We start from the raw sequence: 23,223 nt of genomic DNA, 5'->3' as shown, positions 1-23,223 counted from the left end.
CATGACATCGGCTGACTGGCTCAAGGATGTGCCGATCGCCCATCGCGGTTTGCATGATCTCAACAAAACCCGCTGGGAGAATACGCTCTCCGCATTCGAAGCGGCCGCGAGCGCGAGGTACGCCATCGAATGCGACGTGCATCTTTCCGCCGACGGCAAGGCCATCGTCTTTCACGACGGAACGCTGGATCGGCTTATCGGCCGACAAGGCAATATCGACGAAGTGACTGTCGAGGCGGCGAGGGCCATGCGCGTCGGCGGCACGGACGATCATGTTCCGACGCTCGTCGAAGCGCTGGAGCTGATCGACGGGCGGGTTCCGATCGTCATCGAACTCAAGGGCATTCCTGGCCGAGACGACGGCCTCGTCAAGGCGGTTGCCTCTGACCTTGCCGGCTATGCGGGAAAAGCGGCGATCATGTCGTTCGACCATCATCTGATCCGGCTTTTCGGCACGGATGCGCCCGGCATACCGGCCGGCCTGACTGCTGAAGGATTGCGCGACGCCGATCTTGAAGCACATTTTTCCATGCTCGCTCACGAGATCGATTTCGTGTCCTACAACGTCCACCATCTCGACAATCGCTTCGTCAAGTTCGTTCGCGGCAAGCTCGGACTGCCGGTGATTTCCTGGACGGCAAGGAGCCTCGCCGACAAGGCGACGAGCTATGCCTATGTCGATCAGATCACCTTCGAGGGTTTCGACCCGCACGCCGCATAGGATGCGCCCTGCCCCTTGCATCGCAGGATGAAATGCCTAGCTTTAGCTTAAGCGGTTGCACGGGTCGGCGCGTCGCCGGCTCGTAAGCTTAGGCTAAGCCAGGAACCAACCCAACGATGCATGATACTCATCGAGGCGATTTTACCTTGCGCGCTTGCGAGGGCGTTGGCGCATTTACGCGCGACGAATGGGCAAAGCTGAGCGGCGCCGATCGCGCCATGCCCGACTACAACCCGTTTCTCTCGCACGGCTTCCTGTCGTCGCTCGAAGATTCGGGGTGCGTCGCGCGCCGGGCTGGGTGGCTGCCCCAATTCCTGCGCCTCGATGACGACAGCGGCAATCTGATCGGCGCGATCCCGTGCTATCTGAAGGGCCACAGTCAGGGTGAATATGTATTCGATCACGGCTGGGCCGATGCTTTTGAACGCGCCGGCGGTCGTTACTATCCCAAGCTGCAGGCGAGCGTCCCCTTCACGCCGGTGACCGGTCCTCGGCTACTGGTAAATCGGGACTGGGACCACGCGGCCGTGCGAACCGCTCTCGCCAATGGCCTGCGCCAATTGGCCAACCAGATGGGTGTTTCGTCGGCTCACTCGACCTTCGTCAACGATGACGATCTCGGCGCCTTCACAGAAGCCGGTTTCCTGCATCGCACCGATCAACAATTCCATTTTTTCAACGAGGGTTATGAAAGCTACGACGCTTTTCTTGAAACCCTCGCCTCTCGCAAACGCAAGGCGTTGAAACGGGAGCGCCGCGAGGCCGTTGCCGACGATATCACCATCGAGCGTTTGACGGGCGACGATATCACCGATGAGGTTTGGGACGATTTCTTTGCGTTCTATATGGATACTGGCAGCCGCAAATGGGGTCGCCCCTATCTCAACCGCGAATTCTACGCCTTGATCGGCGAGCGCATGCCGCAAGACATCATGCTGGTGATGGCAAAACGGGCGGGCAGATATATTGCCGGCGCTATCAACTTCATCGGGTCCGACCGGCTCTTCGGCAGGCATTGGGGCTGCATCGAGGATCATCGCTTCCTGCATTTCGAAGTCTGCTACCATCAGGCCATCGACTTCGCCATCGAACGTAAGCTCAGTGTCGTCGAGGCAGGCGCACAGGGCGAGCACAAGCTTGCCCGTGGCTATCTGCCGGTTACCACCCACTCTGTCCATTACCTTGCCAATGAAGGGCTGCGGCGCGCGGTGAGCGATTTCCTTCGCCATGAGCGCAGTGAAGTCGCGCTCCTCAACGAGGCGCTGAGCGAGCACGCACCGTTCAAGAACTCCGATCGCTGACCGGCGTTGCTCGAACCGCTTGACTAGCGCGCCCGCCTTGGCAAACATCGCAGCCGGTTTTCCAAAGGTACAGGTGCGGGATGACAGAGCCCTACGACGACAACAACGTGTTCGCCAAAATCCTGCGGGGTGAAATTCCATCGCATAAATTGTACGAGGATGGGGACACCTACGCATTCATGGATGTCATGCCGCAGGGCAAAGGCCATTGCCTGGCTATCACCAAGGCTCCATGCCGCAACTTGCTCGACGTTGAAGCCGAACCGTTGGCTGCGGTGGTCACGACCACCCAGAAACTTGTTCGGGCGGTGAAAAAGGCCTTCGACGCGGATGGTGTCACGGTTATGCAATTCAATGAGCCGGCCTCCGGCCAGACGGTCTTCCACTTGCACTTCCACGTCATTCCCCGCTTTGAAGGCATTCCCCTGAAACCCCATACGGGGCCGATGGAAGATCAGGGCGTTCTAGCGGCAAACGCAGAGAAGATTCGGCAGGCGCTCGCGCAAGGCAGTTGACGCACCGGAACATGGAGCCGGTGCAATTCTAATGAGACTCCGCGGCGAGTTGTGCCTTCACTTCGGACCGACCAAGGCCAAGAACTGTGCGCGCCGCAAGGAGCGCAAGGGTGAACGCCGCGACGCCGCCAAACAGATCGACGATGTTGTGTCCGCCATGAACGATGATGGCAGGGACCATCAAAATATTGATGACCGCGATGACTGGAAATATTTTGCGAAAGTCCATCGTGAAGTAAACGGAAAGACAGGCCATCACAGTATGGAACGATGGAAATGCGATAAGGCCGAGCGTGTCCTTCGGCGAGATATAGGCTGCGCCTTCCCGATATAGCCGCAGAAGTTCGAGACCATACGCGTGGTCGGCAATCGCCCCCAAACGGTTAGCGACCTCCGACGGCAACGGATAATATGCGGCGGGTCCCGCACTTGGAATGATGCGCCACACCAGAATCGTCAAAAGTGCCGACAAGGTGCCGGTAAGCAGGAAGAGGTGCAGCGACCGTTTGGATCCAAAAAAGCCGACAAGGAGAATGACGCACGTGATCTGGATGAGCGAACTGCCGTATATCACGCGCAATATAGTCGGAAGGTAGGGAACCTCCACGACGGCCTGGACGAAATCCGGCCAGTAAAACCCAAGAGCGCGATCCCACTCGATCAGCATCCGGTCGTAACTCTCGCCTACCGGCAGCAGCAGATAATTGAACACCGACCCGACGAGCGAGAAGAGCAGGTAGAAACCCGTTGCCGTGGTCGGAACAGCGATTTTCTCGTCGTGACGGTAGAGCCGATAAAATTGTCCGATCGCGATGGCGGCGAGCCCCATGCTGCCGCCAACGGCATAGCCAAGCCAATCGACGGTGACGCCCTTCGCGCTGGCAAGTGCAATGTTGATCATAAGCAGCACAGCAATAATGCCACCGACGATTTTTTCGGCCGGATAGAGAACCATCGCTCACCCTTGTCTCTTTTAGGGATTTTAACCCGGTCCAATTAAGGATCGCTGAATCAACGCCGCGCTTACGCGAGGACAAGTCCGGCAATCAGGATAATCTCGGCAACAATAACGCCGACGATCACACGCCGGCCAAGGCTGAGATAGGCAAAGAAACCTGCTGCCGCCGCGCCGATCCGCAAAAACACCGACGATTCGGCAAGCGAACCGCTCGGATAGAGGATCAGTTGAGCGATAACGCCTGCGACAAGGGCGGTTGCCACTGCCCGCACGAGGACGAGGGCTTCGGAGTCCTCGCGAACCCTTCCGCCAATAAGTACGCCGATCCACCGCCATACGTCGGTCGGAAGCCAGCCGGCGAGCAGTATGAAGAGGTAGGGCCACCACCAGGCGGAGATGCTGTCCCAGGTCATGGCGCCCTGCCCCGTGCTTTTGTCCAGTGGAGGTAGGCCATCGTGGCCGCACCGCCGGCAAGACCTGTGAGAAGCAGGTCATAGGCCGGCGCGATATGGTGGATCAGCGGAAACAGCAGCAGACCTGATACCATGGCGACGTGCACCGTACGGTCACGCGCCGAACCCCAGAGCGAGGCCAGAAAATACATTGGCGTGAGGAAAAATAGCGCGGCGAATACGAGCGGAGGAAAATCGGTCGAAAGATAGTAAACAAGGCCGACAACAAGCGTATTGGCTGTGGTCAGCGTCATGCCAAGGCCGGCGAAATAGGCCGTACGCATTTTGACGGGTACGTTGCGCAGATGCTCCATTCCCAGCACCCAGGCGGTTACCGCGATGAAGTGGGAGAGAAAAAGAAGCACGATCTTGCGTGTTTTCGCCCCGCGCATTTCGGGAACGAAGGCGGCGACCATCGGAACAAATCTGATCGAGGAGAGCGCGACCGCGACTGCGGCGCCGAGGATCGAGTAGCCCGCGCCGATTGCGCCGATGAGCACGATATTGGCGGGCAGTGCCCAGATCGCCGCAACCATGAACATGGCTTCCCCAACCTTCACTCCGCTCTGGCTGGCAAGGCCAGCAAATCCAACATGCGCGGTCATCAGGATCAGTGCAGGGATGGTGCGTATCATGGCCGCGCCGGAGAGAAACCACTTGAGGTGGCTCCTCGGATCTTCTTCTCGTTCCGGCAGATGGGAGGGCAATGCGGAATCAGCCATGGGTCCAGCGATAAAGGCAAGCAGCACAGCGGGCAAGAAAAAGGCCGCCCGAAGGCGGCCTTTTCATCATTTCTTGCGTGGCACTTTTGGCACCGACGCCTTGCGCAGCACGTGCGGCTCGCTCGTTGCGAGACCGGCACCGGCCTTTTCGAGCGCTGGCTTCTTCGGCGCCGGCTTGCGCTTTGCAACCGCCTTCTTCTCGACCGGAATTTCCTTCTTTGGCTTCACGACGACTTCGTCGGCGACATAGTCGAGGACGAGGCCACGCGAACCATCGGGCTTCTCGGCAACCGAGACGCGAACCGTGCCACCCTTCTTCAGCTTGCCGAACAGTACCTCGTCAGCGAGCGGCTTCTTGATGTGCTCCTGGATGACGCGCGCCAGCGGCCGCGCACCCATACGGTCATCGTAGCCCTTCTCGGCAAGCCAGGCGATTGCGTCCTGCTGCAGATCGAAGGTTACACCGCGATCGGCAAGTTGCGCCTCAAGCTGAATGACGAACTTCTGTACGACCTGATGGATGACCGGAACCGGCAGCGGTCCAAACGGAATGATCGCATCGAGACGGTTGCGGAACTCCGGCGTAAACAGCCGATTGATCGCTTCCATGTCGTCGCCTTCGCGCCGCGAAGACCCGAAACCGATCGCAGCCCGCGCCATATCCGAGGCACCGGCATTGGTGGTCATGATCAAAATCACGTTGCGGAAGTCGATCTGCTTGCCGTTGTGGTCGGTCAGCTTGCCGTGATCCATGACCTGCAACAGGATGTTGAACAGATCCGGATGCGCCTTCTCGATTTCATCGAGCAGCAGCACGCAATGCGGATGCTGATCGACGCCATCGGTCAAAAGGCCGCCCTGGTCGAAGCCGACATAGCCGGGAGGTGCGCCGAGCAGCCGGGAAACGGTGTGGCGTTCCATATATTCCGACATGTCGAACCGCAGGAGCTCGACGCCGAGCGAATGCGCCAACTGCTTGGCAACCTCGGTCTTGCCGACGCCGGTCGGTCCCGAGAACAGGTAGGAGCCAATCGGCTTTTCCGGTTCGCGCAGGCCTGCCCTTGCAAGCTTGATCGACGATGACAGCGCTTCGATGGCCAGATCCTGGCCGTAGACGACACGCTTCAATTCAGCCTCGAGATTGGAGAGGACCGCTTCATCGTCCTTCGATACGGACTTCGGCGGAATGCGGGCCATCGTCGCGATAGTCGCTTCGATCTCCTTCACGCCGATTGACTTCTTGCGCTTCGATTCGGGCAGCAGCATCTGGCTGGCGCCTGTCTCATCGATCACGTCGATCGCCTTGTCCGGCAATTTACGGTCGTTTATATAGCGGGCAGAAAGTTCGACGGCGGACTTGATCGCCTCCACGGTATACTTGACCTTGTGGAAATCCTCGAAATACGGCCGCAGCCCTTTCATGATCTCGATTGCATCGGGGATCGAAGGTTCGTTGACGTCGATCTTCTGGAAACGGCGAACGAGCGCCCTATCCTTTTCGAAGAACTGACGGAACTCCTTGTAAGTGGTTGATCCTATGCAGCGAATCGCCCCTGATGAAAGCGCAGGCTTCAACAGGTTGGATGCATCCATTGCACCGCCAGACGTAGCGCCGGCGCCGATGATCGTGTGGATTTCGTCGATAAAGAGGATGGCACCCGGATACTCTTCGAGTTCCTTGATGACCTGCTTAAGGCGTTCCTCGAAATCACCGCGATACCGCGTTCCGGCAAGCAAGGTGCCCATGTCGAGCGAAAAGACCGTCGCATCCTTGAGGACGGTCGGGACCTTACCTTCGACGATGCGCTTCGCAAGACCCTCGGCAATAGCCGTCTTGCCCACGCCGGGATCACCCACATAGAGCGGGTTGTTCTTCGAGCGGCGGCACAAAATCTGGATCGTGCGGCTGATTTCCTGGTCGCGGCCGATCAGCGGATCGATCTTTCCAGCTTTTGCCCGTTCGTTGAGATTGTTGCAGTAGGCCGTCAGGGCGTCCTGCTTCTTCTTGGTGCCCTCATCGGATTCCGAAGCGTGATGTTCTTCGTTGTTGCTTTCGGTCCCAAGGGGCGTGCGCGGCTCGGATGCGCCGGGGCGCTTCGAGATCCCGTGCGAAATATAGTTGACCGCGTCGTAGCGGGTCATCTGCTGTTCCTGCAGGAAAAACGCCGCATGGCTTTCGCGTTCGGCAAAGATCGCAACCAGGACGTTTGCTCCGGTCACTTCCTCGCGGTTCGAAGACTGAACATGGATGACAGCACGCTGAATGACGCGTTGAAAAGCAGCGGTTGGCTTGGAGTCCTCGTCATAACCCGTCACGAGGTTGTCGAGCTCATGATCGACATAATCGGTCACCGTACGCGTCAGTTGAGCGAGGTCGACATTGCAGGCGCGCATGACACTACTCGCGTCCTGATCATCGATGAGCGCAAGGAGCAGATGCTCCAGCGTTGCATATTCATGATGATGCTCGTTCGCGATTGTCAGCGCCTGATGGAGGGCCCGCTCGAGACTAGGTGAGAAAGATGGCATGAAACCTCACTTTTTCTCCATCACGCATTGCAGCGGATGTTGGTTTTGCCGCGCATAGTCCATGACTTGGGTCATCTTGGACTCCGCGACCTCATAGGTAAAGACACCACATTCTCCGACTCCATGATTATGCACATGGAGCATAATGCGTGTGGCATCCTCTCTGTTCTTCTGGAAAAAACGCTCCAGAACATGAATGACGAACTCCATTGGAGTGTAATCGTCATTGAGAAGCAACACGCGATAAAGGCTGGGTTTTTTCAGCTTTGGTTTAGTCCGGGTAATGACAGCCGTGCCACGTCCGGGACCATTGCCGCCACCCTTTTCTTCATCTTGCATAATGGGTGATAACCGCATCATCTCTTCAGACACCCGCATTCCTGATAGCTATTTGTCGCTTCATGCATTCTATGTAGGTCGCACCAAGCAGATTTTAAGCCCTCTCCTGAAGCTTGCAATATCAAGTTGCCGTTGCAAAGGGCCATTTGGCCCAGCGGAACAAAAAAAGTCCGGTTGCGTGGGCAACCGGACTTTTAAACCGTGTCAGCAGCAAGTTCAGGTTTATTTGCCGACCTTGGCGACAGCCAACTCGAAGGGGCGGTAAGCCTCTTTCGCGAGATCGGCATAAAGTTCACCGAACTTCGCAGCCTGCGAGACGAAGCCCTCATAGGCCTTCTTCGAAAACAGGCTCTGCGCAGCGAACGCCTGCTCTGCCGATTTCGTCGAGGCAAGCTTTTCGAGGAGGATCGAGCCGTCATTGAACGAACGCTTCGAATAGTCCGCAGCTTCGGTTGCAATTGCCTGCAGACCCTGGCTGAGCGCGTTTACGCTCTTCATCGTGCTGTTGATGAATTCCTTGCTGGATTCATTCAGTGCTTCAAACGGGGTGGCCATGATGCATCCTTCACATATATTGTTGTTGGGCTTCATTTAGTGTGCAATGCACAAAAAGTCAATTTTTTGCTGCACTGCAGCATTCCGGTAAATTTTTCGATAAAGGCGGAGGAAATCGTCAACACGGCGGTTACCATAAACATTTTGGTAACGCTGATGCGGATAAAGTTCACGAAATCAATCTGATGCGTCAGATCAAAGAGAACCCACCCGCATATCGAACAGGTGTTGATTGTGCTCCATCCGGCCCGCCAAACAAATAAAATAATCAAAAAAGTGGCTCATGCATTCCTGGCTCTCTCGATGATCTCCGGCATCAGCGCTGCCGGCACTTCGGCAGCGTCGGCTGAAACCAAGGCGGCAGCCATCGTTGTCGATGCTAACACCGGCAAGACGCTTTATTCGTCCAACCCTGACGCCCAGCGCTTTCCGGCCTCGCTAACGAAGATGATGACGCTCTACATGCTGTTCGATGCAATGGCGGCAGGCAAGGTCTCCAAATCGACACCCATCCCGGTTTCCGCTTACGCCGCCGGCCAGCCGCCGACGAAAGTCGGCTTTCGCCCCGGCCAGACGATCAGCGCCGAAGCCGCCATCCTGTCGCTGATCACCAAGTCTGCCAACGACTCGGCAACCGCCATCGGCGAGTATCTCGGCGGATCCGAGCAGCGGTTCGCCGTGATGATGACCAACAAGGCGCGCCAGCTAGGCATGCGCAACACGCAGTTCCGCAATGCGAACGGCCTGCCTGATCCACAGCAGCGCTCTTCCGCCCGCGACCTCGCCCTCCTCGGCATCGCGCTGCGTGAGCATTTCCCCCAATACTACGATTATTTCTCCACACGCAGCTTCACCTACAACGGGCGACGCATTGTTGGGCACAACCGCTTGCTCGGAAAAGTACGTGGTGTCGATGGAATCAAGACCGGTTACACGCGCGCGTCCGGTTTCAACCTCGTCAGTTCCGTCAATGTCGACGGCAAGAAGCTTGTCGCGGTCGTCATGGGCGGCACGAGCGGCGGCGCCCGCGACGCGCAGATGGCGCAGCTCATCGACAAGTATCTTCCCAGCGCTTCGCGCCGAGACGGCGGCAACCTGATCGCCTCGCGTCGCAACAGCAAGGTCGAAGTCGCTGCTGTCGATCTGCCCGATACCGCGCCCGTCCCCGTGCCGGCCCGGCGCGAGGAGGTGGCGACCACCCAAGCCGCCGAAGTCGTCACGGCCTATGCCGATCCGAAGCCGGTTCCATCGGTGGCAGCGCGCGTTCTCCAGGTTCCGGCGCCCCAGCCAAAGGCCGAGATCGGCGAAGGCGATGTTTCCGAAGTCGATCCAGTGACAACCGCTTCCGCGCCGTCGGCGGGCGGATGGATGGTGCAGATTGCTTCGGTCGGCAGCTCCGAAGAAGCCAAGGCGATGCTTGCCAAGGCGGCGGCCCAGGTTGGCGGTCCGATCGCCTCGCTCTCGCCCTATACGGAAAAATTCCAGAAGGGTGCGCAGACTTATCATCGTGCCCGCTTTGCCGGCATTACCAACGCCAAGGCGGCCAACAATGCCTGTGCCGCACTGAAACGTCAGAATTTCAACTGCTTTGCAATTGCACCACAATCGTAAGGCATCAACCCGACAGACCCAAATTGTACAGTGTAGAGGGTTTTGCGAATGTCCAGCACCACGGAAATACATGACCCGGCGGGCCTGACTGCCAAGGAATCGAAATCATCACTGTTCGGCATGCACGCCTTGCAGCAGGCCGCTTTGCGGATCGCCGATCTTCGCCACGGCAATGCGGCATTCAAGACGATGGACCTCGTCAATGTGCTGCTTTGTCAGGCTGCCCGCACCCGCCGCGCGGCGATGCCGCCGGTGCGCCTGCGCATTCACTCGGACGGTCGTAACGGCGTCAGTCCGGTTCGGCTGCGCCTCTTCTGATCGAGAACAGATTTAGAGTAGGCCCAGCGAGGCGAGTTCGTTGCGCAGTTCCGGCGGGAGTTTCGCACGGCCGGATTTGCCCTGTCCTTCATCCATGGGGACATCTTCGCTGGAAAGATACCGCCATCCCTGAAACGCACGGCGCGGCTGCCATTCAGTTGGGACGATGCGCGGCTCGAGGACCAGATGACAACGCGAAATGCCTTGATCGTCCGTAAACGTGCGGATGTCGGTTAGTCGCTGGCGGCACTGGATATTGCCCTTGATCACCCAATAGAGCGAGCCGCCGTCGAGAAGTTCGTCGATGCGCTTGGGCACCATCCGGGTTGTATGAAACTGCTCGATGGAGAGTCCCGCCTGCCGGCGTTCGTCAAGGCGGAAGTCGATCCAGGCCGCGAGTTCTTCAATTGCACTGCAGCCGACGCAAAGTTTGACGAGATTGAGAGCCATGTGAGAAGCATTTACGCTTTCATCAGCCAAGGTCAACCATTGCCTAGGCTTCTCCACAGGGCCACGGTTCACGAGGCGGTGGCCGGGCTTTGCGCCCGGCCCTTTGCGATCAGTGACTACTTCCGGCAACGGCCGCAGGTGCCGGATCGAACTGCCGCTTCGACGGCGCTGAGTGATTATCTGGAGCCACGACCGGCACTTCCACGCCGTTAGCATCGTAAAGCTTGCCGTTGAGGAAGTAATCGCCGTCATGCAAATGCGCGATGTCCTGGTAGCGCAAGGTCCGCTCGGTTCCGGCGACGAATACGGACTGCTGGTCGGAATTGCCCGCCGTGAGATGATTGAAGACCAGGTTCAACACGATCGCCATTAGGGCTGCGGAACTGATCCCCGAGTGGAAGATGGTCGCGAACCAGGCCGGAAAGTGATCGTAGAAGTTCGGTGCGGCAATCGGGATCATGCCGAAGCCAATCGAGGTCGCTACGATGATGAGGTTCATATTGTTGGTGTAGTTGACCTTGGAAAGGGTACGGATGCCGCTTGCGGCAACAGTACCGAAGAGCACGATCCCTGCCCCGCCGAGAACCGCGCTCGGCACGGCGGCCACGACCCGGCCCATGATCGGCAGGAGACCGAGGGTTACGAGCACCAGACCGCCCGTCGCCACGACATAGCGGCTCTTGACGCCCGTGACTGCCACAAGCCCGACGTTCTGGGCAAAGGCGCTCTGCGTGAACGAGCCGAAGATCGGCGCGATCAGGCTCGAGAGCATGTCCGCCCGCAGGCCATCACCGAGGCGCTTCGAGTCGACCTTGGTTTCGATGATCTCACCGACCGCCAGAATATCGGCCGAGGTTTCGACCAGCGTCACCATGATGACAATGAACATCGAGATGATCGCCGCCAGATGAAAGGTCGGAAAGCCGAAATGGAAGGGGGTCGGTATCGCGACGATCGGCCCTTCGGCGACTTTGGAGAAGTCGGTCATGCCCAGCGCGAGCGCTATGGCGGTGCCGATGATGATGGCAAGCAGGATCGAGAGGCGCGAGATCGTGGCGCTGCCGAGCTTGCTGAGCAGCAGGACAACGACGAGCGTTACCGCAGCAAGCTGAATATTGCCGACGCTGCCGAACTCGGGGGAATTGCTATTGCCGCCCATGGCCCAGCGCACGGCAACCGGCATCAGTGTGAGGCCGATCGTCGTGATGACGATACCCGTGACGAGCGGCGGAAAGAAGCGCGTGATGCGCGAGAATATGGGTGTGATCAGCAGGCCGACCAGCGATGCCGCCATGACGGCGCCGAGCACCGCGTCCATGCCGCCACCGCCGCTGACGATGGCGACCATGGTGGCAACGCCCGAAAAGGAGACGCCTTGTACGAGCGGCAGCTGGCATCCGAAGAAGGGGATTCCCATCGTTTGCAGTATGGTTGCAAGGCCGCCGGCAAAGAGCGAGGCGGCAATCAGGAGACCGATCTGATCAGGCGCAAGGCCTGCGGCCTGACCGACGATCAGCGGCACGGCAATAATGCCGCCATACATCGTTAGAACATGTTGCAGGCCATAGGCGAGATTGGCGCCGAGTCCAAGATTTCGATCCTCTGGCCGCTGATCCAGCGGCCGTCCGATTGTGTTTGCTTCCAAGGTAAAGTCCTCCCAATACCTTTGATGCCCGGCTTTTCCTCCTCGCCGGGCGGGACGAAGACTATGACAACCTTTTCAAGACCTGACTTTAGCCGATTTGATGAAACTGTTTTCAAGAAATCCGCGCCTATTGCAGAGGGCTGACCATATCAGCCGCGCTGCCAAGGCGCTGCGGACATAATATAGATATTCTGAAACTGGAGAGGCGTCAGCACTCGACGACGTTGACGGCAAGCCCGCCGAGGCTGGTTTCCTTGTAGCGCTCGTTCATGTCCATGCCCGTCTGGCGCATCGTCTCGATGCACGCGTCGAGCGGCACGAAATGCGTACCGTCGCCCTTGACGGCCAATGAAGCGGCGGTAACGGCCTTGACCGCGCCAAGCGCATTGCGCTCGATACAGGGCACCTGCACAAGCCCGGCCACGGGATCGCAGGTCATGCCAAGGTGATGCTCCAGCGCAATCTCCGCGGCGTTCTCGATCTGCTCCGGCGAACCGCCGAGCACGGCGGCAAGGCCTGCGGCGGCCATGGCGGATGCCGAACCCACTTCGCCCTGACAGCCGACTTCGGCGCCCGAGATCGAGGCGTTGTGCTTGATCACCCCGCCGATGGCGGCAGACGTCAAAAGGAAGTCACGAATGCCATCGGCATCCGCATCCTCGTGGAAATGCAGATAATAGCGCAGCACGGCGGGAACCACCCCGGCGGCACCATTGGTCGGCGCGGTCACGACACGACCGCCAGCCGCATTTTCCTCATTTACCGCCATGGCGTAGACCGAGAGCCAGTCATTGGCGAGGAGCGGATTGATCCGGTTCTGCCGCCATTCCTCCTGCAATCGGTCATGCAGATAGCGGGCGCGGCGCTTGACCTTGAGGCCGCCGGGCATGATGCCCTCCTGAGCGAGTCCGCGATCGATGCATGAGCGCATGGCCGACCAGACGCGGTCGAGACCTGCATCGAGTTCCTCGCGGCTCATGAAGGTTTCTTCGTTTTGCCGCTTCATTTCAGCGATCGAAAGTCCGCTCGCCTTGGCCATGCTCAGCATCTGCGCGGCATTGATAAACGGAAACGGGACGGCAGCTTCAGCCTTTGGCGCGGAGCGGGTCTTCGCGGCTTCCAGTTCTTCCTCGGTGACGACGAAACCGCCACCGATCGAATAGAATATGCGGCGCAAAAGCAGCCGCTCGTCGGCGTCATAGGCCTCGAAGGCCATGCCGTTCGCATGTCCGGGAAGCGGGGTGCGCCGGTCCATGATCAGGTCGGTCGCGGGGTCGAAGCGGTAGGAAGGATGCCCCTCGGGCGAGATGCGCTTCGTGCGGCTCACCGTCTCAAGCATCGTATCCATTGCGTCCGGATCGACAGTGGCCGGAAGGTAGCCGCAGAGGCCGAGGATGACGGCGCGGTCGGTCGCGTGGCCGACGCCGGTAAACGCCAGCGAGCCATGCAGGTGAACGCGCAAATGATCGACCTTGACGCCGCTCGGCCGTGGCCACTGGCCGCTCTTTAGTTCTTCAAGAAACAGCCCGCCTGCTGTCATCGGACCCATCGTGTGGGAGCTCGAAGGACCAATGCCGATTTTATAAAGATCGAAAACCGACAGGAACATGCGGTTACTTACCCCGAGCTGGATCGCTTCCGTTGATAATGGCCGGTTGCCGGCAAACGTCAAAGCCAGCTTCCGACCTTGCGTTGTGTTTCTACGACATAGGCGCGCTGTTGCAAAAGTCAAAGAAAAACGCCGTATCGCCTGGTTTGCGGCAGTTCCAAAAATACCCTCCGGCCGGTTTGCCAAGCGCCGGAATTTCCGTACATTCGCGGTTGCCGCCGCGCGTCACAGAGGACCGAAATGGAACCTGCCCAAAACACATCCTATTGGCTCGACGCCGTGGCGGTCGTCTATTTCTTCGTTGTCTGGATGGTCTATTCCTATACGACCGCGAAGGGCTTTGGCGGCAGGAAATCCCTCACCTACGAGATGAACGAAGCGCGACGCCAGTGGATGGCGACAATGGCGACGCGCGAGTTGCGCATGATCGACACCAGCATCATGATCGGCCTGCAGCAAGGCACCGGTTTTTTCGCCTCCACATCCATCCTTGCGATCGGCGGCTGCTTCGGGCTTTTGAATTCCTCAGGCCGCGTATTGACGCTGTTCCACGAGATTCCTTTTCTCAACGAGACGACCCAGCAATTGTTCGAGACCAAGATACTCGGGCTTCTCGTCCTTTTCGCCTACGCCTTCTTCAAGTTCGCCTGGTCGTATCGCCTGTTCAACTACTGCTCGATACTCATCGGCGGCGTGCCCATGGCACGTGACAAAGGTCCCGATGATCCGCTCGTCCTTGCCAGCATCAACCGCGCGGCGGGCATCAATATTCAGGCGGGCCAGCACTTCAACAGCGGCCTGCGCGGCATCTTCTTTTCGATCGGCTATCTCGGATGGTTCCTGCATCCGCTCTTGTTCATGGCGACCACGACATTCGTCGCCATCGTCCTGCTGCGGCGGCAATTCTTCTCGACGGCACGCGACGTTTTGATGCGCAACAGCGTAAGCGAGCTATAGGCTTCGCGGCAGATAGCGCCAAACGAAGAAGGATGTGAATACCATGAGCCCGGCGAGCGCGATGAAGATCGCGCCGAGGTGGAAGAACGTCAGGATGATCGAATAGGTGAAGGCCGGTAATATCTCGGAAAAATCGAGATAGGTCCGGTAGACCGCGGTCATCTGCGCGCGCTCATGCGGATGGACGGCGCGGATGAAGGTTGCTGAGCCGAGCGTATCGATCGCAACGCAGAAAAACGCGCCGACAAGCAGCATGATTGCGGCAATCATCGGGAATTTCTCACCAGCGAGGCCTGCCCCGATCAGGGAGACCGCGAGGAGCATGAAGACCGCGGAAATCGTCCGCATGAGGCCCTTGGACATGCCGACCTTGCCCCAGAGGATCGAGCCGAACAGGAAGAGGTTGCCGAGCGAGACGAGAAGACCGCCGGCCAGCGTTCCCTGCCCCGTCGCCACCATGAGGATCGGGCCGTAAACGAAGAACGTGCTCCAATAGCAGGAGCGGGAGAACGCGATAAGCCAAGCCAGACGCAGGCGCGGCTGCACGACGAAGCGGCGCACATTGGCAATGGGGTTTGCAGGACGGCTCGGCCCTCTTTGCAGCGCCGGGTTGTCGCTGAGCCGGAAGTACCAGAACAAGGCCAGCAGCACGAGTGAGAAGCCGATCGACAGCACGAACGGCGCAACCATGCCCACGTGCGTATAAAGGAACACACCGAGAAACGGTCCGCCGGTCCAGGCGATCGTCGCCGTTGCCATGCGCACCGACTCGGCGCGGACGAGTTCGCCCTTCTTGATGTGGTCCATGATGTAGAGGCTGAGCGTGATCGACAGGGTTCCCGCCCCGAAGGTGCGCAGGAACAGCCCGGCCGCCTGCCCCGGCAACGTATCGAGGGCAAAGGCCATGCAACCGATGATCAGTGATGTCACGCCGGCAGTATAGACCCAGCGGCGCGGGATACGGACGATCAGCAACGGGATCGACAGGGTCGAGATCAATCCGAACAGCGACATGCAGGTGTAAAGGATACTGACGCCGCGCTCGCTCTGCATCAGGTCATAGGTCTGGATCGGCACGACGCTGGTGATGATGGCACGCGCCATCGATTCAACGCCGAACAGGATCGCAAAGACCCGCGCCGCCGGACGCTTGGCCGTTGTAATCCAGATAGGGTAGCGGACTTGGCTGATCACCGGAGGGACTTCGGAGGGATTGATTCGATCGTTGCAGCGAGTTTCAATCGTTGCGCCGTCATTGGCCGTCGATGGAGCGACATATTATGTCCGTTTCATGGAAACCGTTGAAACAAGTAATAAAAAGCCCTGATTGATCAATGTGAAATGCAATGGATTTTGCCGGCCATGTCGCATAGCGTGCGCGGGATAGCACACCACATACGAGCATTCTCCGCATGACCGACAACCTCAGTTCGATTTCGCCCGCGAAGCCGCGTCTTGGCAGGCTCGACGTGCTGCGCGGCATCGCGCTTATCGCCATGGCGACTTACCACACGGGCTGGGATTTCGAATTCTTCGGTTATCTCGAACCGGCTACGACCGGCCAGGGAGCCTGGAAGCTCTACGCGCGTATTATTGCCTCGACTTTCCTGATGCTCGTCGGCTTCAGCCTCGTTCTTGCCCATGGGCGCGGTATAAGATGGCGGTCGTTCCTCATGCGGTTAGCGCAGGTCGTGCTGGCGGCAGCGGCGATCACCCTCGTCACCTGGTACATGACGCCCGAAAGCTTCGTATTCTTCGGGATCCTGCATGAAATAGCTGCAGCGAGCCTACTTGGACTGCTTTTCCTGAGCCTTCCAGCGATCATCGTCGCGCTTGCGGCGGTGGCAGTCGTGGCCCTGCCATTTTACTTCGTTTCGCCGGCATTCGATCCGCCCGTGTTTTGGCCGCTCGGGCTTTCGGAGGTATTGATTCGTTCCAATGACTATGTGCCGATCTTCCCCTGGTTCGGCGCGGTGCTCTTCGGGATGGCGCTTGCCAAGGTGATGCAGCAGACGGGTGCTATGAAACTGCTTGCCGGTGATATCGCGCCGGCCTGGTTGAACCGGGCGCTGCAATTCATTGGCCGTCACAGCCTTGCATTCTATCTGATCCATCAACCCGTGCTGATCAGCTGCGTATTCCTGATCTCGCATGTCTTACCGCCGGCGGTGGCAACGCCCGAGGAAATCTTCGGCAATGCCTGCGTGCAGAGTTGCTCGATCGACAACGACGCGGCGTTTTGCGAAAAGTTCTGCTCCTGCGTCATCAATGAGAGCAAAGCGCGCAATATTTTCGACGACGCGTTCACCGGAAGGCGGGATCAGAACGATCCGGAGATGCAGGATATTGCCGGGCTGTGCACCCAGCTCAACATGCCGCAATGAGGTGGCTAAGTGTTGACACCGAGTTCAGCGAGACGCTCGATGCAGGCTTCCTCAACCTGGTCGAGCTCAGTCAGCGTCTCCTCGATATCGCGGCGCTTCTGGCGAAGATCCCCACGCTTTTCCTCGACCCGCTTCATCAGCAGATGCAATTGCCCCATCTCCCCCGGGGGCTCACGGTACATCTGGACGATTTCATGAATTTCCGCGATCGAGAAGCCGAGCCGTTTGCCGCGCAGGATCTGCTTAAGGAGATGCCGGTCCGATGGACGAAAGAGCCGCGTGCGGCCGCGCCTGATCGGATGAATCAGTCCCTCGTCCTCGTAGAAGCGCAGGGTCCGTGTCGATACGCCGAACTCGCGTGTCAATTCGGTGATGGAATAATATTCGCGCATACCCGACACTATTGCTAGTTCCCCCACTATATCGATTGAATGTTTTGCCCACGCAATTACGTAAAAGTCAATTGGACGATTGTATAGGGTTGTGAACTTAAGTGCAAAATCAGGTAAGTTGCTGTTACTTAAAGCCAAACCACCAGGTGGCGAGGCCAAGGAATGATGAAAACCCGACAACGTCGGTCACGGTCGTAACAAACACGGCAGAGGCAATGGCGGGGTCCGCGCCGAAACGGTGCAGGAGCAGCGGAATCAGTATTCCGCCAAGTGCGGCGGCGAGCATATTGATGATCATGGCAGCCGCAATGATGCCGCCGAGATTGGCGTGGCCGAACCAGAGCCCCGCGACAAGTCCGATCAAAATGGCGAAGACCACGCCGTTGATGAGCCCGACCGACGCCTCGCGTCGGATGATACGCCCGGCATTATAGATATCCATATCGCGCGTCGCGAGAGCGCGCACGGTCACGGTCATCGTCTGCGTGCCGGCATTGCCGCCCATCGACGCGACGATCGGCATGAGCACGGCGAGCGCGACCATCTGCTGGATCGTGGCATCGAAGAGCCCGATGACGGAAGCCGACAGGATTGCTGTAAAAAGATTGACGACAAGCCAGGGCACGCGCGAACGCGATGTCGATACGACGGAATCCGAAAGCTCTTCATCGCCGACGCCGCCGAGGCGGAGGATATCCTCCTCTGCTTCCTCCTGGATAACGTCGACAATGTTCTCGATGGTGAGAACACCGACAAGGCGCTCGTTCTCATCCACGACGGCCGCAGAAAGCAGGTCATATTGTTCGAAGATCTGCGCAGCCTCTTCCTGGTCCATCGTGGCCGGAATGGCATGGCGCGTCTCGTGCATGATCTCTTCGACCTTGACGTCGCGCCTTGTGCGCAGGATGCGGTCAAGATCGATGGCGCCGAGCAGCCGGAACATCGGATCTATGACGAAGACCTGCGAAAAGGATTCCGGCAAATCGTCATTGTCGCGCATGTAGTCGATCGTCTGCCCAACGGTCCAGAACGGCGGAACGGCGACGAACTCGGTCTGCATGCGGCGACCGGCCGTTTCCTCGGGATAGCCCAGCGAACGGCGCAGCCTGACGCGTTCAGTGAACGGAAGCTGCGCCAGAATCTCGTCGCGATCTTCCTGGTCGAGATCTTCGAGAATGTAGACGGCATCGTCGGAGTCGAGTTCCTGGACAGCCTCGGCGATCTGCTCGTTGGGCAGGGCATCGACGATCTCCATGCGGACTGCTTCGTCGACCTCGGTCAACGAGGCGAAGTCGAATTCGTCACCGAGTAGTTCGACGAGTGCGGCGCGCTGCTCCGAATGCAGCGCTTCGAGAACATGGCCGAGTTCGGATTGATGCAGCTTGCCGACATGCGAGCGCAGGAACAGGACGTCGCGATCGGCGATCGCAGCGCCGACACGGGCGAGATAGGATGTTTTTACCGCACCGTCATCGCCGTAGATGTCGGATTCATCATTGTCGGACGCGGCCTCCGGTAGGGTCTCTAGATCATCCATTCTGTCCGCACCCGTTTTCTGACAAGTCAAACGCGACGGGCGACCAACGCCGTCTATTGTCAGTTAGAGCAAAGCATGCCCAAAGGAAACTAGCGGGCATGCTTTGCGCTTATTTTCAGGCGGCGGTGTCTTCCCAGCCACTAATGGCCTTCACTTCGAGGAAGTCTTCAAGGCCCCAATGGCCGCCCTCGCGGCCAATTCCCGACTGTTTGTAGCCGCCGAACGGTGCATCGGCCGCATGGGAAGCGCCATTGATGCGGACCATGCCTGCCCGCAGCCGCTTCGACACGCGTTTGATTCGTTCCGGATCACCCGACTGGATATAAGCAGCCAGGCCATACGGCGTATCGTTGGCGATCTCGACGGCCTCCTCTTCCGTGTCGAAAGGAATCATGGCGAGTACGGGTCCGAAGATCTCCTCGCGCGCGATTGTCATGTCGTTGTTGACGTCGGCAAAGACGGTCGGGCGCACGTAGTAGCCACGGTTGAAGCCCTCGGGACGCCCCGTACCGCCTGCAATCAGTCGCGCGCCTTCCTTGATGCCCTGTTCGATCAGGCCCTGCACCTTGTTGAACTGCATTTCGGAAACGAGCGGGCCCATGTGGTCGCCATTCTCTGACGGATCGCCAACCTTGGTGGCCTTGGCCGTCTCGGCGGCAACCTGTGTCGCCGTGTCGTAGACCGAACGCTCGACGAGCATGCGCGTCGGGGCATTGCAAGACTGCCCGGTATTGTTGAACACGTGTGCCACGCCACGCTTCACGGCCGCCTCGACGTCCGAATCGGCAAAGACGATGTTCGGAGATTTGCCGCCAAGTTCGAGCGAAACGCGCTTGACCGTATCAGCGGCCGCCTTGGTGACGGCGACACCAGCGCGCGTCGATCCGGTGAACGACATCATGTCGATGCCGGGATGGCGCGACATGGCCTCGCCGACGGTCGGTCCGTCGCCGTTGACGAGGTTAAATACACCGGCCGGAAGATCCGAAGCATCGATGATTTCCGCGAAGATGACCGAGGAAATCGGCGCGAGTTCGGACGGCTTGAGAATGACCGTGCAGCCGGCAGCAAGCGCCGGAACAACCTTGAGCACAACCTGGTTCATCGGCCAGTTCCACGGCGTGATGAGGCCGCACACGCCGATCGGCTCGTAAACGATGCGCGACGACGTGTTGTGGGCGTCGAGTGGACGCTCGAATTCAAAGTTCTTCAAGGCGCGGATGAAGGCCTTGATGTGCGCGGTGCCGGAAGCTGCCTGCTCGTCGAGCGCCATCTTGATCGGCGCGCCCATTTCGGCGGAAATGGCCTTCGCCATGTCATCGATGCGTTCCTGATAGGCGGCAAGCAGGCGCTGCAGCCATTCAAGGCGCTCGTCGCGGCTGGTCACGCTCCACGTGTCGAATCCCTTGCGCGCAGCGGTGACGGCCTTGTCGACATCGGCGGCCGAGCCGAGCGAAATCACGGCGAAAGCCTGTTCATCGGCCGGGTTGATAACCTCCAGCTCTTTGGCGACCGTCGGAGCTATCCATTTGCCATCTATATAGAAATCAGTCTTGCGAAGCATGGTCTGTCTCCTGCCTGTAAATGCGGATTGTCCGTTGATTTGCGGTCGGCGATCGCCAACGCATGATGATTGCAGTTGTAAAGGACGATTGCCGGTACGGCCAACAGGAATATCCAACAAAGAGGCGAAAATAGCGTCGCCCTCCCTGGCCTATGTCGTCCTGTCGCCGCCATTGAATGCGCGCGCCAGCCGCAGGAAGTTTCCGAGCATGGCATGGCCATATTCCGTAAGGACCGACTCCGGATGAAACTGAACGCCGTATGTCGGGTGAGTGGCATGGGCAAGGCCCATGATTTCATCCGCCTCGGAGCGCGCCGTAATGCGAAGGTCGCCATCCCCCGGAAGGTCCTGAACGATCAGCGAATGATACCGCCCGGCGCGGAAGGGGCTTGGCAGTCCCTTGAACACACCTCGTCCGTCATGTTTTATCGCCGACGCGCGGCCGTGCATGGGATCGCGCGCCCGCACCACATGGCCACCAAAGACTTCGCCCATGCACTGGTGGCCAAGGCAAATGCCAAGCATCGGAGTGGCGCCGCTCAGAGCCTCGATGATCGCCATGGACTGCCCCGCCTCGCGTGGACCACACGGTCCGGGCGACAGGACGATTGCCTCCGGGTCCATGCGCTTGACGTCGGCAACCGAAATCGCATCGTTGCGGACCACCTGCGTTTCGACGCCAAGCTCGGTGAAGTAGCGCGCGACGGTAAAGACGAAGGAATCGTAATTGTCGATGATGAGGATCATTCCGGCCCGCCCTCATCGAACACGGTGAAGATGCGCGCTGCCTTGTCCAGCGTCTCCTGGTACTCGGATGCGGGATCTGACAGGGCGGTGATCCCGCCGCCCGCCTGGAATATCGCCATGCCGTTTTGAAACAAGACCGTACGGATGCCGATATTGGTGTCGAAGTTGCCGTTGAAACCGATGAAACCGATTGAGCCGCAATAGACACCGCGCGCCTCACCTTCGATCTCGGTGATAATCTCCATTGCCCTGAGCTTGGGAGCGCCGGTGATCGACCCACCGGGAAAGGCGGCGCGAACAAGGTCCATAAGGCCCTTGTCCTCCTGCAACCGGCCGGTCACGACCGAGACGAGATGATGCACGCTGGCATAGGTTTCGAGGCCGCATAACACAGGCGTCAACACCGAATGCGGCCGGCACACGCGGGAGAGGTCGTTGCGCATCAAGTCGACAATCATCAAATTCTCGGCGCGGTCCTTCTCCGACTTCAGAAGAGTCTCCGCCAGTGCCTTGTCTTCATTCGGATCAGACGAACGCGGGATTGTCCCTTTGATCGGCCTCGTCTCGACCTGGTCGCCGCGGGCGACGAGGAAGCGCTCCGGCGAACTCGAGGCAACGACAATCTCGCCATGATCGAGATAGGCGGCGAAGGTCGCGGCATTGCGCTTGCGCAGCGCCTTGTAGAAACGCCACCGATCGAAACCCTGCGGCAGTTCGGCGGTGAAGCGCTGGGCGATGTTGGCCTGGAAAATATCCCCGTCGAGTATGTACTCAACGACTCGGGTGACTGCCTGCATATAGGCGGCGCGGTCGAGATTGGACCGCCATGAGGATCTTGCTATGCGCTGCGCCGTCATCTCAACGGATGGCTGAGCAGCGGAACGACTGATCGCCTCTATAAAATGGTCCGAGCGCTCCTGGCTTCGCCGTTCCCGGGCCGGCCCAGCCATTTCGGGAAAACCCGAGGAAACAAGCCAGACCCGCTGTTCCGCATGATCGAAGGCAAGCACGACATCGTAAAAGAGCCAGGCGGCGTCCGGCATCGCGCCTTGTGGTGGTGTTCCGGGCTGAGGCAAGCGTTCGAGCAGCCGGCCGAACTCGTAGGAGAAATAGCCGATTGCACCGCCTTGAAACGGCGGCAGCCCAGCCTGGACCTCCATCCGGTATCGCCCGATATAGTCCGCAATCGCCGTGAGCGGCTCGCCCTCGACCCTTTCGCCGTTCCAGCTGACCTCGCCACCGGCAACGATCAATCTCGCGAACGGATCGGCAGCCACGTAGGAATAGCGGCCCAACTGGTCATGGCGCATGGCGCTGTCTAGAAAGCTCATGCCCCCCAACGGCCGCAGCCGCCCGGCAGCTTCGACAGGTTCGAGCCATGGAATCTCACGAACGTGCAAGCGCCGATCTCCCTTCAACCTTTGAGATTATCCGCTCTTGCGGGTCGATAAAAGAATACTTGTCTCCGTCGACGTGATTCCGTCAATATGACGGATGTCGCGAAGCGTGCGGTCGAATGCCTCCAGCGTCTCCACCTCGATTTCAGCGACGATATCCCACCGGCCGTTCGTTGTGTGCAAAGCGCGAATCTCCGGAAAGCCCTGCAGGCGGCGGATCACCTTCTCGGCGCCCTGTCCCGCTACCTCGATCATAGCCACGGCGCGCACGCCATAAATCCCGGCGCCGGCCTTGAGCGTGACCGTGAAGCCCTGAATCGTTCCATCGGTGGTCAGCTTGTCGATGCGCGTGCGGACAGTAGCGCGCGATATGCCGAGCACGGTCGCCATCGATGAGACCGGCAAGCGGCAATCATCGCGCAGCAGCGACAGCAATTTGCGGTCCACGTCGTCCATTTGGCTCTCACTGTGCATAAAGTGCTTGAGCAAAATGCTCAATTCCTTGCGCATTTCTATCAAG

22 protein-coding genes and 1 pseudogene are annotated in these 23,223 nt (G+C 59.0%); 7 read left to right on the top strand and 16 right to left on the bottom strand.

Going from position 1 to position 23,223, the window contains the following annotated elements:
• Position 1: 1 nt before the first annotated feature.
• The 3 genes from BM074_RS13755 to BM074_RS13745 all read left to right on the top strand — a co-directional run bounded on the left by BM074_RS13755 (position 2) and on the right by BM074_RS13745 (position 2,537).
• Entirely contained in the window at positions 2 to 721 is a 720-nt protein-coding gene (locus BM074_RS13755) for a glycerophosphodiester phosphodiesterase (protein ID WP_091922700.1), read from the top strand.
• Between the two features lie 116 nt (positions 722 to 837).
• Complete coding sequence (locus BM074_RS13750; RefSeq protein ID WP_091922698.1) at positions 838 to 2,022, top strand: GNAT family N-acetyltransferase; 1,185 nt, start codon at positions 838 to 840, stop codon at positions 2,020 to 2,022.
• 80 nt (positions 2,023 to 2,102) lie between these two features.
• Positions 2,103 to 2,537 (top strand): HIT family protein, encoded by a 435-nt coding sequence (locus BM074_RS13745; protein ID WP_091922696.1) that lies wholly within the window; start codon positions 2,103 to 2,105, stop codon positions 2,535 to 2,537.
• Between the two features lie 28 nt (positions 2,538 to 2,565).
• On the opposite strand, the gene BM074_RS13740 is transcribed toward BM074_RS13745, so the two are convergent.
• From BM074_RS13740 to BM074_RS13715, 6 genes are all read right to left on the bottom strand, one after another.
• A complete protein-coding gene (locus BM074_RS13740) occupies positions 2,566 to 3,492 on the bottom strand; it encodes a phosphatase PAP2 family protein (protein ID WP_091922694.1) in 927 nt (308 codons plus the stop codon).
• Positions 3,493 to 3,560: 68 nt separating this feature from the next.
• Positions 3,561 to 3,908 (bottom strand): AzlD domain-containing protein, encoded by a 348-nt coding sequence (locus BM074_RS13735; RefSeq protein WP_091922693.1) that lies wholly within the window; start codon positions 3,906 to 3,908, stop codon positions 3,561 to 3,563.
• Positions 3,905 to 4,669, bottom strand: a complete 765-nt coding sequence (locus BM074_RS13730) for an AzlC family ABC transporter permease (protein WP_091923013.1) — start codon at positions 4,667 to 4,669, stop codon at positions 3,905 to 3,907. The genes BM074_RS13735 and BM074_RS13730 overlap by 4 nt, the downstream gene beginning before the upstream one ends.
• 66 nt (positions 4,670 to 4,735) lie before the next feature.
• Positions 4,736 to 7,198, bottom strand: a complete 2,463-nt coding sequence (gene clpA / locus BM074_RS13725; RefSeq protein ID WP_091922691.1) for an ATP-dependent Clp protease ATP-binding subunit ClpA — start codon at positions 7,196 to 7,198, stop codon at positions 4,736 to 4,738.
• 6 nt (positions 7,199 to 7,204) lie between these two features.
• A complete protein-coding gene (clpS, locus tag BM074_RS13720) occupies positions 7,205 to 7,537 on the bottom strand; it encodes an ATP-dependent Clp protease adapter ClpS (protein ID WP_162737255.1) in 333 nt (110 codons plus the stop codon).
• Positions 7,538 to 7,759: 222 nt separating this feature from the next.
• Positions 7,760 to 8,092 (bottom strand): phasin family protein, encoded by a 333-nt coding sequence (locus BM074_RS13715; RefSeq protein ID WP_091923011.1) that lies wholly within the window; start codon positions 8,090 to 8,092, stop codon positions 7,760 to 7,762.
• A gap of 303 nt (positions 8,093 to 8,395) precedes the next feature.
• Here BM074_RS13715 and BM074_RS13705 point away from each other — a divergent pair, with 303 nt between their 5' ends.
• Entirely contained in the window at positions 8,396 to 9,703 is a 1,308-nt protein-coding gene (locus tag BM074_RS13705) for a D-alanyl-D-alanine carboxypeptidase family protein (protein ID WP_091922687.1), read from the top strand.
• A gap of 48 nt (positions 9,704 to 9,751) precedes the next feature.
• Complete coding sequence (locus BM074_RS13700) at positions 9,752 to 10,021, top strand: hypothetical protein (protein ID WP_091922685.1); 270 nt, start codon at positions 9,752 to 9,754, stop codon at positions 10,019 to 10,021.
• Between the two features lie 12 nt (positions 10,022 to 10,033).
• On the opposite strand, the gene BM074_RS13695 is transcribed toward BM074_RS13700, so the two are convergent.
• The 3 genes and pseudogenes from BM074_RS13695 to BM074_RS13685 form a co-directional block, all read right to left on the bottom strand.
• Positions 10,034 to 10,471, bottom strand: coding sequence for a DUF1489 family protein (locus BM074_RS13695; RefSeq protein WP_027232590.1), 438 nt, complete (start codon positions 10,469 to 10,471; stop codon positions 10,034 to 10,036).
• A 172-nt stretch (positions 10,472 to 10,643) separates the two neighbouring features.
• A pseudogene (locus BM074_RS13690) lies at positions 10,644 to 12,116 on the bottom strand (nucleobase:cation symporter-2 family protein); the annotation flags it as partial.
• Positions 12,117 to 12,324: 208 nt separating this feature from the next.
• Positions 12,325 to 13,725 carry an L-serine ammonia-lyase gene (locus tag BM074_RS13685; RefSeq protein WP_091922684.1) on the bottom strand — a complete coding sequence of 467 codons (1,401 nt, stop codon included), beginning with the start codon at positions 13,723 to 13,725 and terminating at the stop codon, positions 12,325 to 12,327.
• Positions 13,726 to 13,965: 240 nt separating this feature from the next.
• Between BM074_RS13685 and BM074_RS13680 the strand changes: the two genes are divergently transcribed.
• Positions 13,966 to 14,682, top strand: coding sequence for a DUF599 domain-containing protein (locus BM074_RS13680; protein ID WP_091922682.1), 717 nt, complete (start codon positions 13,966 to 13,968; stop codon positions 14,680 to 14,682).
• Here BM074_RS13680 and BM074_RS13675 read toward each other — a convergent pair.
• The gene (locus BM074_RS13675; RefSeq protein WP_091922680.1) at positions 14,677 to 15,876 is read right to left on the bottom strand and encodes an MFS transporter; all 1,200 of its coding nucleotides are present in this window, start codon (positions 15,874 to 15,876) and stop codon (positions 14,677 to 14,679) included. The two genes, BM074_RS13680 and BM074_RS13675, sit on opposite strands and share 6 nt — an antisense overlap.
• 218 nt (positions 15,877 to 16,094) lie before the next feature.
• Between BM074_RS13675 and BM074_RS13670 the strand changes: the two genes are divergently transcribed.
• Entirely contained in the window at positions 16,095 to 17,066 is a 972-nt protein-coding gene (locus BM074_RS13670; RefSeq protein ID WP_091922679.1) for a heparan-alpha-glucosaminide N-acetyltransferase, read from the top strand.
• A 5-nt stretch (positions 17,067 to 17,071) separates the two neighbouring features.
• On the opposite strand, the gene BM074_RS13665 is transcribed toward BM074_RS13670, so the two are convergent.
• From BM074_RS13665 to BM074_RS13640, 6 genes are all read right to left on the bottom strand, one after another.
• Positions 17,072 to 17,458, bottom strand: a complete 387-nt coding sequence (locus BM074_RS13665; RefSeq protein WP_027232585.1) for a MerR family transcriptional regulator — start codon at positions 17,456 to 17,458, stop codon at positions 17,072 to 17,074.
• 124 nt (positions 17,459 to 17,582) lie between these two features.
• On the bottom strand, positions 17,583 to 18,995 hold the full coding sequence (mgtE, locus tag BM074_RS13660) for a magnesium transporter (RefSeq protein ID WP_027232584.1): 1,413 nt from the start codon (positions 18,993 to 18,995) through the stop codon (positions 17,583 to 17,585).
• A 115-nt stretch (positions 18,996 to 19,110) separates the two neighbouring features.
• Complete coding sequence (locus BM074_RS13655; protein WP_091922677.1) at positions 19,111 to 20,559, bottom strand: aldehyde dehydrogenase family protein; 1,449 nt, start codon at positions 20,557 to 20,559, stop codon at positions 19,111 to 19,113.
• A 150-nt stretch (positions 20,560 to 20,709) separates the two neighbouring features.
• Positions 20,710 to 21,306, bottom strand: a complete 597-nt coding sequence (locus BM074_RS13650; protein WP_091922675.1) for an anthranilate synthase component II — start codon at positions 21,304 to 21,306, stop codon at positions 20,710 to 20,712.
• On the bottom strand, positions 21,303 to 22,706 hold the full coding sequence (gene pabB, locus BM074_RS13645) for an aminodeoxychorismate synthase component I (protein ID WP_091922673.1): 1,404 nt from the start codon (positions 22,704 to 22,706) through the stop codon (positions 21,303 to 21,305). Before pabB ends, BM074_RS13650 begins: the two co-directional genes overlap by 4 nt.
• A gap of 27 nt (positions 22,707 to 22,733) precedes the next feature.
• Positions 22,734 to 23,159 carry an Lrp/AsnC family transcriptional regulator gene (locus BM074_RS13640; RefSeq protein ID WP_027232580.1) on the bottom strand — a complete coding sequence of 142 codons (426 nt, stop codon included), beginning with the start codon at positions 23,157 to 23,159 and terminating at the stop codon, positions 22,734 to 22,736.
• Positions 23,160 to 23,223 lie beyond the last annotated feature (64 nt).

Origin of the sequence: Phyllobacterium sp. CL33Tsu (assembly GCF_900113985.1) — a bacterium.
In the GTDB taxonomy this organism is placed as follows: domain Bacteria; phylum Pseudomonadota; class Alphaproteobacteria; order Rhizobiales; family Rhizobiaceae; genus Phyllobacterium; species Phyllobacterium pellucidum.
This window is presented reverse-complemented; position numbering and strand designations above follow the sequence as displayed.

What these genes read in the sequence shown, in the direction of transcription:
- BM074_RS13685 (WP_091922684.1), bottom strand. Translation starts at nt 13,725, where the DNA reads ATGTTCCTGTCGGTTTTCGATCTTTATAAAATCGGCATTGGTCCTTCG.
- BM074_RS13750 (WP_091922698.1), top strand. Translation starts at nt 838, where the DNA reads ATGCATGATACTCATCGAGGCGATTTTACCTTGCGCGCTTGCGAGGGC.
- BM074_RS13680 (WP_091922682.1), top strand. Translation starts at nt 13,966, where the DNA reads ATGGAACCTGCCCAAAACACATCCTATTGGCTCGACGCCGTGGCGGTC.
- mgtE (WP_027232584.1), bottom strand. Translation starts at nt 18,995, where the DNA reads ATGGATGATCTAGAGACCCTACCGGAGGCCGCGTCCGACAATGATGAA.
- BM074_RS13640 (WP_027232580.1), bottom strand. Translation starts at nt 23,159, where the DNA reads ATGGACGACGTGGACCGCAAATTGCTGTCGCTGCTGCGCGATGATTGC.
- BM074_RS13650 (WP_091922675.1), bottom strand. Translation starts at nt 21,306, where the DNA reads ATGATCCTCATCATCGACAATTACGATTCCTTCGTCTTTACCGTCGCG.
- BM074_RS13670 (WP_091922679.1), top strand. Translation starts at nt 16,095, where the DNA reads ATGACCGACAACCTCAGTTCGATTTCGCCCGCGAAGCCGCGTCTTGGC.
- BM074_RS13735 (WP_091922693.1), bottom strand. Translation starts at nt 3,908, where the DNA reads ATGACCTGGGACAGCATCTCCGCCTGGTGGTGGCCCTACCTCTTCATA.
- BM074_RS13665 (WP_027232585.1), bottom strand. Translation starts at nt 17,458, where the DNA reads ATGCGCGAATATTATTCCATCACCGAATTGACACGCGAGTTCGGCGTA.
- BM074_RS13740 (WP_091922694.1), bottom strand. Translation starts at nt 3,492, where the DNA reads ATGGTTCTCTATCCGGCCGAAAAAATCGTCGGTGGCATTATTGCTGTG.
- BM074_RS13755 (WP_091922700.1), top strand. Translation starts at nt 2, where the DNA reads ATGACATCGGCTGACTGGCTCAAGGATGTGCCGATCGCCCATCGCGGT.
- BM074_RS13745 (WP_091922696.1), top strand. Translation starts at nt 2,103, where the DNA reads ATGACAGAGCCCTACGACGACAACAACGTGTTCGCCAAAATCCTGCGG.
- BM074_RS13715 (WP_091923011.1), bottom strand. Translation starts at nt 8,092, where the DNA reads ATGGCCACCCCGTTTGAAGCACTGAATGAATCCAGCAAGGAATTCATC.
- BM074_RS13700 (WP_091922685.1), top strand. Translation starts at nt 9,752, where the DNA reads ATGTCCAGCACCACGGAAATACATGACCCGGCGGGCCTGACTGCCAAG.
- BM074_RS13730 (WP_091923013.1), bottom strand. Translation starts at nt 4,669, where the DNA reads ATGGCTGATTCCGCATTGCCCTCCCATCTGCCGGAACGAGAAGAAGAT.
- BM074_RS13705 (WP_091922687.1), top strand. Translation starts at nt 8,396, where the DNA reads ATGATCTCCGGCATCAGCGCTGCCGGCACTTCGGCAGCGTCGGCTGAA.
- BM074_RS13695 (WP_027232590.1), bottom strand. Translation starts at nt 10,471, where the DNA reads ATGGCTCTCAATCTCGTCAAACTTTGCGTCGGCTGCAGTGCAATTGAA.
- clpA (WP_091922691.1), bottom strand. Translation starts at nt 7,198, where the DNA reads ATGCCATCTTTCTCACCTAGTCTCGAGCGGGCCCTCCATCAGGCGCTG.
- BM074_RS13655 (WP_091922677.1), bottom strand. Translation starts at nt 20,559, where the DNA reads ATGCTTCGCAAGACTGATTTCTATATAGATGGCAAATGGATAGCTCCG.
- clpS (WP_162737255.1), bottom strand. Translation starts at nt 7,537, where the DNA reads ATGCAAGATGAAGAAAAGGGTGGCGGCAATGGTCCCGGACGTGGCACG.